Annotated in this window: 9 protein-coding genes; 2 read left to right on the top strand and 7 right to left on the bottom strand. The window is 43.4% G+C overall.

Annotation, left to right across the window (positions count from 1 at the left end):
• Window positions 1-6: 6 nt before the first annotated feature.
• Window positions 7-1,152, top strand: coding sequence for a patatin-like phospholipase family protein (locus tag H3302_RS05400; protein WP_036971648.1), 1,146 nt, complete (start codon window positions 7-9; stop codon window positions 1,150-1,152).
• A gap of 8 nt (window positions 1,153-1,160) precedes the next feature.
• Here the strand turns inward: H3302_RS05400 and H3302_RS05395 are convergent, their stop codons facing one another.
• Complete coding sequence (locus H3302_RS05395) at window positions 1,161-3,134, bottom strand: monovalent cation:proton antiporter family protein (protein WP_182396228.1); 1,974 nt, start codon at window positions 3,132-3,134, stop codon at window positions 1,161-1,163.
• Window positions 3,135-3,273: 139 nt separating this feature from the next.
• On the opposite strand from H3302_RS05395, the gene H3302_RS05390 reads away from it, so the two are divergent.
• On the top strand, window positions 3,274-4,170 hold the full coding sequence (locus H3302_RS05390; protein ID WP_036969691.1) for a GGDEF domain-containing protein: 897 nt from the start codon (window positions 3,274-3,276) through the stop codon (window positions 4,168-4,170).
• Window positions 4,171-4,221: 51 nt separating this feature from the next.
• Here H3302_RS05390 and H3302_RS05385 read toward each other — a convergent pair whose 3' ends face one another.
• The 6 genes from H3302_RS05385 to lpxB form a co-directional block, all read right to left on the bottom strand.
• Entirely contained in the window at window positions 4,222-4,578 is a 357-nt protein-coding gene (locus H3302_RS05385) for a hypothetical protein (protein WP_036969693.1), read from the bottom strand.
• Window positions 4,571-5,881: a tRNA lysidine(34) synthetase TilS gene (gene tilS, locus H3302_RS05380; protein ID WP_182396227.1), complete on the bottom strand. Its 1,311-nt coding sequence runs from the start codon at window positions 5,879-5,881 to the stop codon at window positions 4,571-4,573. The genes H3302_RS05385 and tilS overlap by 8 nt, the downstream gene beginning before the upstream one ends.
• 81 nt (window positions 5,882-5,962) lie before the next feature.
• Entirely contained in the window at window positions 5,963-6,919 is a 957-nt protein-coding gene (gene accA / locus H3302_RS05375; protein WP_036969697.1) for an acetyl-CoA carboxylase carboxyl transferase subunit alpha, read from the bottom strand.
• Window positions 6,920-6,935: 16 nt separating this feature from the next.
• On the bottom strand, window positions 6,936-10,427 hold the full coding sequence (gene dnaE / locus H3302_RS05370; RefSeq protein WP_182396226.1) for a DNA polymerase III subunit alpha: 3,492 nt from the start codon (window positions 10,425-10,427) through the stop codon (window positions 6,936-6,938).
• A complete protein-coding gene (gene rnhB, locus H3302_RS05365; RefSeq protein ID WP_075594266.1) occupies window positions 10,427-11,032 on the bottom strand; it encodes a ribonuclease HII in 606 nt (201 codons plus the stop codon). The genes dnaE and rnhB overlap by 1 nt, the downstream gene beginning before the upstream one ends.
• Window positions 11,022-12,179 carry a lipid-A-disaccharide synthase gene (gene lpxB, locus H3302_RS05360; RefSeq protein ID WP_036969702.1) on the bottom strand — a complete coding sequence of 386 codons (1,158 nt, stop codon included), beginning with the start codon at window positions 12,177-12,179 and terminating at the stop codon, window positions 11,022-11,024. Before lpxB ends, rnhB begins: the two co-directional genes overlap by 11 nt.
• Window positions 12,180-12,433 lie beyond the last annotated feature (254 nt).

Raw genomic sequence — 12,433 nt, 5'->3', positions numbered from 1 at the left:
GCAACCATGAGCAGTAAGTTAAAAAAAACACAACACTCAAAAATCGCTTTATTATTAACAGGTGGTGGTGCCCGAGCGGCTTATCAAGTGGGTGTGCTTAAAGCCATCACACAAAGTATGCCTCGTACTGCGCCTTTACCTTTTACCATTATTAATGGGACATCAGCCGGCGCAATTAATTCCGCTGCGCTTGCCTGTTATGCTTCTTGTGCTCACTTAGCAAGTAAAAAGCTTGAATGGGTATGGCGCAACTTTTCCACCTCGCAAGTTTATAAAAGTGATTTTTTAAGTGTATTTTCACACCTCACTCGCAATATTTTAACGAGCTTTCAGTCTGAACATATTAACCACCCACCCGCAAGCTTGTTAAATAATCAACCGTTAAGAAAGCTGCTTAACGAGATACTCGATTTAGCACGCATTGAGCGTAATCTTCACAAAAACTACCTTGATGCGGTATCAATCACAGCCTCTAGTTATACAACGGGTGACTCTGTGGCGTTTTTTCAGTCGTTAACCCAACAGCCTTGGCAGCGAGCCAAACGCGAGGGACAAGCGACCCGCATTAATGTTGAACACTTAATGGCATCCAGTGCCATTCCAATGGTGTTTCCAAGTGTTAATGTGTACAACCATTACTTTGGCGATGGTTCAATTCACCAATTGTCGCCGTTAAGTCCTTCTGTGCATTTAGGGGCTGAAAAAATATTTATTATTGGTGTCGATGCACCCAAAGAGTTGCACCCACCTGGTTATCAACCCCACTATCCGGGACTGTCTAATATTGCAGGTCACCTGTTAGATAGTGTTTTTACCGACACATTGCAGTCTGATTTAGAACGTTTACAGCGTATTAATCGTACGCTTGGGTTATTACCAGCGCGTGACAAGCACCAAGAACTGAAACAAATTGAAACCTGTATTATCAATCCATCACAAAACTTTAATATGATTGCTGCGCAGTATTACGACGATATGCCATTAGCTATTAAAGTGTTGCTGCGCATGATCGGGGTGAAAAAACGTTCTCAATCAAGTTTAACGAGTTACTTGTTATTCGAAAAACGTTACACCCAAAAATTGATCGAGATTGGTTATCAAGATGGGCTTAAAAAACTGCCCGAAATACGGAAATTTTTAGAATTAGAGTAACTGACCCGTTACTCTAATCCATCAAGTAAAAAGCGTTCAACGCGCTCTACCCTGCGTGGTTTCCCCTGCAATACCAAAATATCACCGGCGAGCAAAACCGTTTGCTCAGAGGGCGATTCTATTTCACGGTCTTGACGACGTAATGCACGAACTGATACTCGGCGCTGCTCAAGCTTAAGTTCGCTTATCATGTGATTCACAGCGAATGCGTGTTCAGGTAAAGCGATAACATGTAAGTACTCTAATCGGTCTGAGCTGCTTTCTTCGCTGTCGAGTTTATCACCGGTAAAAAATCCATTTAAAAACTGATAACGATTGCGGCGCTCTTTGCTCACTCTACGAATAATACGGGTCATTGGTACACCCGACATATACAGTACGTGTGATACGAGCATTAAACTTGCTTCAAGGGTTTCTGGTACTACTTCTGTGACACCTAACTCTTTGAGGGTTTCGAGCTGTGAGTCGTCACGCATACGTACGAGTATCTTAACGGTGGGTGCAATTTGTTTTATCGCATCTACCACGACTTGCGTCTGCTCAAAGTCTGTAAACGTTATGATCACTAAACGAGCACGTTCAACCCCTGCAGATTTTAAAATATCTTTTTGTTTTACATGACCAAATATAATTGGCTCACCTGCAGCTTTTGCTTCTTGCAATAAAATGGGGTTGCTTTCTATTGCAACGTACTCAATGGCTTCGGGCTTTAAAAAGCGAGCGATTGTTTGCCCTACCCGCGAAAACCCACATATAACAACATGGTTATGATACAAGGGGCTGCTATTCGCTGGCTGTTGCCAATACTGCCCTGGCTGAGAAAGCAAACCCAAACGCTTTAGTAAAACAGGTGTTTTTTCAATAAGGTAAGGGGTCAGTGCCATAGACAACACGCCGACCGCAATTAAAAATGAGGCTTGCTCTGAGCTTATCAATAAATGCTGTGAAGCGAGTGCAATCAACACAAAGCCAAATTCGCCCATTTGCCACAGCATAATACCTGCTGCAACGGCATCTTGCTTTCGCTCGCCTATTAGCTGTGCAGAAATAGCCAGAACCGCAATTTTAAAAAATAATAAACCGACTAATACCGCAATAATCCAATACCAACTTTGCAGCACATACAAAATATCTAATTGCATTCCTACGGTAACAAAAAACAGCCCCATTAAAATATCGCGAAACGGTCTAATATCGGCTTCTAATTGGTGACGGTACTGGCTTTCACCGAGCATCATACCGGCCAAAAACGCTCCAAGCGCCATAGAAAGACCAAACAAATACGTTAAACCGGCTGCAAACAATGCCACTAACAATGTGGTGAGCACAAAGAGCTCGTCGGTTCTAACAAGCGCTATTTCTCTAAAGACTTTAGGCAGTACCCACTTGCCTATTGCCCATAACAAAATACACACAAAAGCACCTTTGGTTAATGCAAAGGCAAGTGCGCCAACAATTTCATCAGAGCCACTTTGAGCAAGTAAGGGGTAAATAATTAGTAAGGGCACGACAGCGATATCTTGAAACAACAATACGCCAATTGCTAACTGACCACGCCGCTGATTTAACTCACCTGATTCTTTGAGTAACTTCACGACCACTGCCGTTGATGATAAAGCCATTAAGCTCGCAATCGTAAAGCTATTAAGTAGGCTGTACTCAAGTAACAGTAAAATCAACATGAACACTAGGCTTGTGATCACCACTTGCAGTGACCCTAAGCCAAATACAATATTGCGCATTGCCATTAGGCGCGGTACTGAAAACTCAAGCCCTAAGCTAAACAGCAAAAAAACAATGCCTAGCTCAGCTACAAAGTGCATTTCGTGGCTTTGTGCCATCCAGCCAATACCATGACTCCCCGCTAATAAACCCGTTGCGAGGTACGCCAGAATAGGAGGTAAGCCAATTCGCTTGAAAAACCAAACAAAAATGACCGCAGCTACGAGTAACCCAAAGGCTTGAATCAGCACATTTTGCAAGCAATTACCTCCTTCTACTTAATGATAAAGCCGAACCCTCGTTTAAATATAGCAACCATATGTTTTTCAGCCAGTTTAAAAAAGTGGCACAAATTTCGCTTTATTAAGGAGTATCTAACACTCCGGGGGGAGAACAATCATGGAAAATGTCCATATTTTGACGCAGCGAGTGACTGCAAGAGGCGACTTTATGCCGTTTTCGGCAGAACGTTACCGAATAAGTGAACAGCACAATACACATGACTTAGTGACAAAGTTACAAACAACCCTGTCTATTGAGGGGATTTTGACTATTTTTGCCGAGCATGCAAAACAGCTCATCAATTTGTCTGGGTTGCAGTTTCAATCGGCTTTGGGTGTGTCTGAAAGTGTCGACAGCGATACCACGCACACTCCCTACTCGTTTGATTTAGATTTAGAAAGTGAGCGTTTAGGTCAGCTAATTTATTTTAGCCAATTTCCTATGGGGCAAGCTATCGAAACCAAACTACAGCAATTACATGCTGCGCTTGTTTACCCGCTTCGTAATGCAATTATGTATACACGTGTATTACGCTTGGCAACAAAAGATGCGCTAACGGGGTTAAATAACCGTAGTCAATTTAATGACAGCTTGGCACAAAGACTAGAGCGTTGTCGCCGTCAGCATCGTCCATTTAGCTTAATGTTGCTCGATTTAGACAACTTTAAACAAGTGAACGACAATTTCGGTCATAAAATTGGCGACGACGTACTACAAGAATTTGCTAACGTTTTACGTAACTGTGTACGAGGCACAGATTCAATTTTTCGCTTTGGTGGCGATGAATTTGCGCTGTTAATTGACGACCCTGAATTTACCACTAACAAAGTCATCGCAGATCGCGTTATGCGTTTAGTCTCGCAATCAAGCATAATGGCCCAATACGCTGTAACATCGAGCATAGGGTTTACGCTTGCGAATAACCAAGACTGCGAAAATGAAGTGTTTGCCCGCGCAGATAAAGGCCTATACCGTGCTAAAGCCGCGGGTAGAAACTGCGCAAAAGCGTACTAAAAGTCACATTTTTAAAGCGCAAAACAATTCGCAAATATCGTTACGAAAAGCCTAGCTTCCCCCGCTAGGCTTTTTTGTAGCCAATTTATAACCGAGTAATACCAACCAAAAACCTGCAAAAAAACCGCTCAGTAAATAAAGTAAAGCTGCCATGGTCGTTAGTGGCGACACAACAACGAGAGCAAGGGGTGTTAACACCCCTAAAATAAAAAACACGCCGCCTTTGCCTGACCAATACCCTAACAGCAATAACGAGCACGCAACGCCCCCCGCTAGCGCATAAAACAAGGTACTCATTTCAAGCTCAGCAAACGAAAAACCGGCAATAACCGCAACTATAATCGACACAATAAAGCCCAGCGGTGCTTTATTAACTAGCGATAAACCAACATGAGCCTGTTCACTCATTTTCACTCTCCCAAAAAATGCCTTCATCTGAACTGTGCGTAGCACTGATAAAATAGCCAACCACTTGAACAAGCGAATCATTATAAAAAATAAGCGGCACTTGTGCACGAACCCAAGGAGCGACCTTCGCATCTTTAAACCAATGTTTGAGCGTATTTGACCCCGGCTTTTTAAGCGGCTTTATGCGCGCTTGCGGGCAATTAAACACCACTTTCACCTGCTCATCAGCCTTTGGCAATCGAATTCCTTTACCGGTTTTAAGTCTTAAAGTTCGACCATCCGATAAGGTTACGGTTTCAAGATTTATATCGCATGATTTAGGTATTGGCTGTTCTGTAACGAAATACCAGTAATGTTGATGGCGACGAACTTGTCCGCTCGCTAAACAGATTTTTAATTGGGCATCGGCCTGTGCGTTTAAGCCCTGTTCAATAATTTGCTTAAGCTGATTTTCAGAGGGCATTTGATGTGTAAATTGCTTGAGCCACGCGCGCACAATGTTTGCTTTACGCGTATCAGAAAAACCTTTAACCGCACAACAGCTTAAACCGCCGTGTTTATTTTGACAGTGCGCAAGGTCTGTTTCTGTGTATTCATCTAACAGTGATTGTTGCTGCTGTAATAAGCGAATACTGCGCGCAGCACTTTTCTCAAAGCCCTGAAAGCGGTCGTTTAAAACGGGGATCACCTGATGACGTAAAAAGTTACGGTCAAAGCGCTCGTCGCTGTTTGAGTCATCTGTAATATGTTGAATTCCACGCTGTTCAGCAAATAGCTCTATTTGCTGGCGTGTCACATTAAGCAAGGGTCTAAAGCAAACACGCCCAGATGACAACACTCTTTGCTGCTGCATTGCACTTAACCCTTGCAAGCCTGAGCCACGCTTTAGGCGCAAAAAGAACGTTTCAAGCTGATCATTTAAATGCTGACCTAGTAACAACACGCTGCCTTTTGGACTATGCGTATCGAGCGCATCATAGCGTGCGTCTCGGGCTTGCGCCTCGAGGCTGGTTCGTGCTTGTGTTTCAATGTTCACTTTTATTGCTTTAAATGGCACTGCAAGAGAGCTGCATAACGTTTCACAAAATGATTGCCACTGCCCTGCATATTCACTCAAGCCATGATTTACATACACAGCATCTACACTCAGTGCCGTATTTTCACGGTGTAATTCAGCCATTAAATGCAAAAGCACCACAGAGTCGACACCACCAGACAAGGCAACAGTATACGCCTTGTGCCCCTTTGTAATTAAAGGCTCAAGTTCTTTACGAAAATCGGTATAAAGTGGCAAAGTTAACATCGACTGGCACGCTTAAAATAAATTGCGTTGTATTATAAAACAAAAAAAGCCGCAAAAGCGGCTTTTTCATCATTATGCTAATTAGCAATAACCAAACGACATTAAACGTTTGTAACGCTGATCAAGCATTTCATCAAGTGACAAGCCTTGTAAATCAGCTAAATCGCGCTTTAGTTGATTTTTAAGGTTACGCGCCATTGCATCGTAGTTACGATGTGCGCCACCCAGTGGCTCTTCAATCACGTTGTTGATTAAATCTAGTTCTTTAACACGTGCAGCTGTTACACCCATTGCTTCTGCAGCGATAGGCGCTTTATCTGCACTCTTCCAAAGGATTGATGCACAACCCTCTGGTGAAATTACTGAGTAAGTGCTGTACTGCAACATGTTTACGCGGTCACCCACGCCTATTGCCAATGCACCACCCGAACCACCTTCACCAATAACAGTACAGATCGTCGGTACTTTTAATGCAGCCATCACTTTAAGATTACGTGCAATCGCTTCTGATTGACCACGTTCTTCTGCGCCAACACCTGGGTATGCTCCCGGCGTGTCGATAAATGTCATGATAGGCATTTTGAAACGCTCAGCCATTTCCATTAAACGTAATGCTTTACGGTAGCCTTCTGGTTTTGGCATACCAAAGTTACGTTTGATTTTTTCAGCTGTATCACGCCCTTTTTGCTGACCAATAACCATGACTGGTTGGCCTTCAAAACGCGCAACACCACCTAAAATAGCGGGATCGTTAGCAAAAGTACGGTCACCTGCTAGTTCGTCAAATTCCGTGAAAATGCGCTCGATGTAATCACGAGTATAAGGACGCAACGGATGACGGGCTAACTGTGAAACCTGCCAAGCACCTAACTCAGAGAAAATTTTCTCTTTCATTTCAGCGCTTTTTTCTTTTAATCGACTGACTTCCTCTTCTAATCCAAGGTCTAATTCGCCAGCGCGGCTTACATTTTGTAACTCTTCAATTTTTGCTTCTAATTCTGCGATTGGAAGCTCAAAATCAAGATAATTGAGGCTCATGCTCTAAACTACCTAATTAATTAAATTCTAGTTCTACATCTTGCGCCACCATCAGTGATAACTTGTGAATTAAGTCATCACTAGGCGTAACACACCATTCGGTTCCTAACGTAATCTCAGCCAACGCATCAGGACGTTGATAGAATACTTTAATAGGACACGTGCCAAACTTATAAGGTTCAAGCACTTTTTGTAAATTATCGAAGAAGTTCGCCTCGATCTGCACCATATTCAGCGTCATTTTAATCGCTTTTATACGCTTTTCTCGCGCTTGAGCAATGGTGCATATGTCTCTGGCGGTCATTGTAATGCCACCGGAGAAGTTATCAAAGCTGACCTGTCCAGATATTACCAAGATATTGTTAACTTGCAGCATATCTTGGTACATTTCAAACTGTTCTGGGAATAAGCGTACATCAATACGGGCACTCTTGTCATCTAAAGTTACAAGACCCCAACGATTTCCCTTTTTATTTATGAGCGTACGCGCCGCAATGACTAAGCCTGCAGCGGTTGACTGCACATCGCGATTCGTTGGCTGCAAATCAACCAAACGCCCCGAAGTATAATATTTAAGCTCTTTTCGGTACTGATTAATCGGGTGGCCCGTTAAATACAGCCCTAACGTTTCTTTTTCACCGTCTAACCATTCGTTATCCGTAAGGTCTGGGGCTTTAATAAAGGCTTGTTCAACTTCGTCTGGCTCTGTGGCTAATAAACCAAATAAATCAGCCTGACCAAGCGACTCCGCTTTATGGTGCTGGTCTGCCGCTCGCATGGCATCTTTTAAACTAGCTAACAATGTTGCACGACCAGGCTGGGTTTTATCAGGGCCTAACTGATCCAGCGCCCCCGCATAAATAAGTTTTTCTACTACGCGTTTATTTAAACGTTTTAAATCAACGCGAGCACAAAAATCAAATAAGTCTTTAAACGGGCCGCCTTCTTTACGCGCTTCTAAAATGGCTTCTACTGGGGCTTCACCCACCCCTTTAATCGCACCAATACCGTAAACGATTTGGCCTTTTAAGTTAACCGTAAACTTGTACTCACCCGCATTTACATCAGGCGGCAGCAAGGTTAACTTCATGTTTTCACATTCGTCGACCAAGGTAACAATTTTATCGGTGTTATCCATATCAGCCGACATTACGGCCGCCATAAACTCGGCCGGATAATGCGTTTTCATCCACAGAGTTTGATACGACACCAATGCATAAGCAGCAGAGTGAGATTTGTTAAAGCCGTAACCTGCGAACTTTTCGACCAAGTCGAAGATTTTTATCGCTAGTTCGCCGTCAATACCGTTCTTTTCTGCACCTTCTTCGAAGGTTGAACGCTGCTTGGCCATTTCTTCAGGTTTTTTCTTACCCATTGCACGGCGAAGCATGTCTGCGCCACCAAGGGTATACCCTGCCAGTACCTGAGCAATCTGCATTACCTGCTCTTGATACAGGATGATGCCGTAGGTCGGCTCTAATATTGGCTGTAAGCTTTCATGTTGCCATTGTACATCGGGGTACGATATTTCTTCACGCCCATGCTTACGGTCGATAAAGTTATCTACCATGCCTGATTGCAGTGGACCCGGTCGGAATAATGCCACGAGTGCAATCATATCCTCAAAGCAGTCGGGTTTTAGACGACGAATAAGGTCTTTCATGCCGCGCGATTCTAGCTGGAAAACCGCGGTCGTCTCAGCGCGGAGCAATAAGTCAATGCTGGGTTTATCATCAAGCGGGATAGCATTGATATCAACGGGGTCTTTACCTTCGCGCGCTAAACGCTCGTTGGTCATGTCGAGCGCCCATTGCAAGATGGTTAATGTTCTTAAACCTAAGAAGTCGAACTTAACCAAACCTGCGGTTTCAACGTCATTTTTGTCAAATTGAGTTACCGGGAACTTGCCTTCATCGTCGCAATAAAGTGCAGCAAAATCGGTGATCGTGGTGGGTGAAATTACCACCCCCCCCGCGTGTTTACCGGCATTACGTGTACACCCTTCAAGAATGCGACACATGTCGATAAGCTCTTTTACCTCTTCGTCACCGTCATAGGCTTCTTGTAAACGCGGCTCTACATCAAACGCTTTCGCAAGCGTCATACCGGGGTCGCCAGGGACTAATTTTGATATGCGATCGACAAACCCATAAGGGTGGCCAAGTACACGCCCCACATCACGAATAACCGCTTTTGCAGCCATGGTCCCAAAGGTGATAATTTGCGATACCGCGTCGCGGCCATACAATGCCGATACGTGATCAATCACTTCATCACGTCTGTCCATACAGAAGTCAACGTCAAAGTCGGGCATGGATACACGTTCAGGGTTCAAGAAACGTTCGAATAGTAAGTCAAATTCAAGCGGGTCTAAGTCGGTAATTTTAAGTGCATATGCAACCAACGAGCCTGCACCCGAACCACGTCCTGGTCCTACTGGAATATTGTTATCCTTACTCCACTGGATGAACTCCATTACGATTAAGAAGTAACCCGGGAACCCCATTTGGTTAATTACATCAAGCTCGATTTGTAAGCGCTCATCGTATTCTACGCGCTTTTCTTTTCGCTCTTCTTCATCGGGGAATAAAAACTGCAATCGCTCTTCAAGACCATCTTTCGATACTTTAACTAAGAATTCATCGATTTTGAGCGAGCCCGTTGGGTAATCGGGTAAGAAATAGGTGCCCAACTGTACGGTTACGTTACAGCGTTTTGCAATTTCAACGGTGTTTTCGAGCGCTTCAGGAATATCACTAAAGAGCTCAGCCATTTGCTCAGCTGTTTTTAGGTATTGCTGATCAGAAAAACGTTTTGGTCGGCGCTTATCTTCAAGGGTGTAACCATCATGAATTGCAACACGAATTTCGTGGGCTTCGAAGTTTTCAGGTTTTAAAAACACCACCTCGTTAGTGGCCACCACGGGCAGTTGTTCTTGGCTTGCTAATTCTACCGCTAAATGAAGGTAATCTTCTTCAAACGGGCGCTCAGTCCGAATAAGCTCAATATAATAATGGTCACTAAAGTGTTGCTTATAGAAACTCACCACCGACTCAATCAGGCCGGCATTGCCTTTAAGTAATGCTTTGCCTAAATCGCCATCTTTTGCGCCTGATAAAATTATGAGGCCATTTTTGAGCCCCACCAGCCATTCACGGTCAATCACGGGACGATGAAAAACATGCCCGCGTTGATACGCTTTAGAGATTAATAACGTGAGGTTTTTATAGCCTTCGTTATCTTTGGCTAAAATAGTTATTCGGCATGGTTCATCTTCGAATTCTGGGCTTCGTAACCAAAAATCAGCCCCCACAATTGGCTTAATTCCAGCGCCATGTGCAGCCCCATAAAAACGCACCAAACCACATAAGTTCATCTGGTCTGTTATGGCCAGCGCTGGCATTTGTAGCTCTTCTGCTTTGGCAACGATTGGTTTTGTTTTTGCGAGGCCATCCACCATTGAAAAATCAGAATGAACACGTAAATGAACAAATTGCGGCGCAGGCATTAGCGTTGCTCTCCTTTTAACGCCAAAATGCGCTGCACAGGTTTAAAGCTTTTGCGATGCTCATTAATAGCACCATACTGTTCTAGTGCAGCAAAATGCGCTTTGGTTGGGTAACCTTTATGTCCTGCGAAGCCGTATTCTGGATAGCGTTTATCGAGTTCAATCATTTCGTCGTCTCGGGCCACTTTCGCAAGAATTGATGCAGCCGAAATCTCTTCCACTAAGCTGTCGCCTTTAACTACCGCTTGCGCAGGTATGGTTAATTGGCTAGGAACGCGATTACCGTCAATAAATACAAACTCAGGTTTTACACTGAGTCCTTCAACCGCACGGCTCATTGCCAGCATAGTGGCATGTAAAATATTAAGCTCGTCAATCTCGCTTGGGCTACAACGACCAATGGCATAACACAGGGCTTTTTCTTTAATTTCTGCAGCTAAAAGTTGGCGTTTTTTATCCGATAATTTTTTTGAGTCGGCTAGTCCCACAATCGGTTTTGTAGGGTCGAGGATCACCGCGGCGGTTACTACGTCACCAACGAGCGGGCCACGTCCTACTTCATCAACACCGGCAATATAATTTACATGTGGTCGATCAATCTGCATTTAGTAACTCCGCGACTGCTGTTGCAGCTTGTTCGTTGGCATTTAACCTAATTTCTTTATGAATCGCTAAAAAGCGTGCTTTTAGTTCACTATTATCTGAATTTAACATAGGTGTGAGTGCATTTGTTAAATTATCAACATTACATTCTGTTTGTAGGTACTCGGGGACAAGCTCTTCATCGGCCAGTAAATTCGGTAGCGAAAAGTACTTGATGTTAAAGGTAAACAGCGTTTTAAATATCCAATAGCTCATTGGCTTTATTTTATACCCTACTACCATTGGCTTTTTATAGAGCATGCCTTCTAATGTCGCGGTCCCTGAGGCAAGTAAAATCGCATCGGCAGCTTGCATAGCAAGATTTGACTGGCCATCGAGTAACTGTAATTTTAAATGAGGGGCTGTTTTTTCTAGAATGTCACAAAACTGAGTTTTTCGTTTTTCGTTAACGAGTGGTACCACTATTTTCAGTGCTGGGTTTTCTGCCTGTAGTTTAGCGGCTGTTTGAATGTAAGTGTCACTCAAAAGACCCACTTCTGAGCCTCGGCTGCCCGGTAAAAGCGCCAATACTTTGTCTGAATCTGATAAACCGAGTGCATTACGCGCTTTGCTCTGATCATGCTCCAGCGCAATATCATCAGCCAGCGTATGACCAACAAATGTGCAAGGCACGTTGTGCTTGTCATAAAATGCTTTTTCGAATGGTAATAAAGCCAACACTAAATTAGTTGCTGCGCTGATTTTATGAATACGTTTTTCACGCCACGCCCAAACAGAGGGGCTCACATATTGAATTGTTTTGATACCTGCTTCTTTTAGCGGCTTTTCAACACGTAAATTAAAGTCTGGCGCATCGATACCAATAAACACATCAGGCGGATTATCTATAAAATGTTGCACGAGTTGTTTGCGAATTTTTAATAAGCGCGGTAAGCGCCCCAACACTTCAACCAGCCCCATTACCGATAACTCATCCATATCGAATAATGTTGTACAACCCGCAGCTTGCATACGCGGCCCTGCAATTCCTTCAAAAATAGCATCTGGGAAACGTACTTTAAGTGCTTTAATGAGCCCTTCACCTAAAATATCACCTGATAACTCACCTGCCACCAAGGCAATACGTAACGGCTTTGTTTGTTCTTTCATTCGTTGATAATTCGCAACTTTCTGCACTAATAAAAATGAGTTTACCGTGTTTTAGCAATCGGATAAATGTCACAGAGTTAATAAATACTAGAAATTAAAATTGCGATTAAAAGTTGCTCTAAAAGCCGTTTATAAAATAGATAAAAACAATGCCAGCACAGGGGACTACTCACTTTTAAGTAAGTCAAAGGGGTTGAATTAGTAATTAATCACTTTCTTAAATTATAGATTAATCATTTGAAATATTTAGTTTT

The sequence above is a fragment of the Pseudoalteromonas sp. MT33b genome (assembly GCF_014117385.1).
Taxonomy (GTDB): Bacteria; Pseudomonadota; Gammaproteobacteria; order Enterobacterales; family Alteromonadaceae; genus Pseudoalteromonas; species Pseudoalteromonas lipolytica.
This window is presented reverse-complemented; position numbering and strand designations above follow the sequence as displayed.

Bases quoted from the DNA above. Each gene is read 5' to 3' on its own strand.
- H3302_RS05400 (WP_036971648.1), top strand. From the start codon at position 7: ATGAGCAGTAAGTTAAAAAAAACACAACACTCAAAAATCGCTTTATTA.
- H3302_RS05390 (WP_036969691.1), top strand. From the start codon at position 3,274: ATGGAAAATGTCCATATTTTGACGCAGCGAGTGACTGCAAGAGGCGAC.
- H3302_RS05385 (WP_036969693.1), bottom strand. From the start codon at position 4,578: ATGAGTGAACAGGCTCATGTTGGTTTATCGCTAGTTAATAAAGCACCG.
- tilS (WP_182396227.1), bottom strand. From the start codon at position 5,881: ATGTTAACTTTGCCACTTTATACCGATTTTCGTAAAGAACTTGAGCCT.
- accA (WP_036969697.1), bottom strand. From the start codon at position 6,919: ATGAGCCTCAATTATCTTGATTTTGAGCTTCCAATCGCAGAATTAGAA.
- dnaE (WP_182396226.1), bottom strand. From the start codon at position 10,427: ATGCCTGCGCCGCAATTTGTTCATTTACGTGTTCATTCTGATTTTTCA.
- rnhB (WP_075594266.1), bottom strand. From the start codon at position 11,032: ATGCAGATTGATCGACCACATGTAAATTATATTGCCGGTGTTGATGAA.
- lpxB (WP_036969702.1), bottom strand. From the start codon at position 12,179: ATGAAAGAACAAACAAAGCCGTTACGTATTGCCTTGGTGGCAGGTGAG.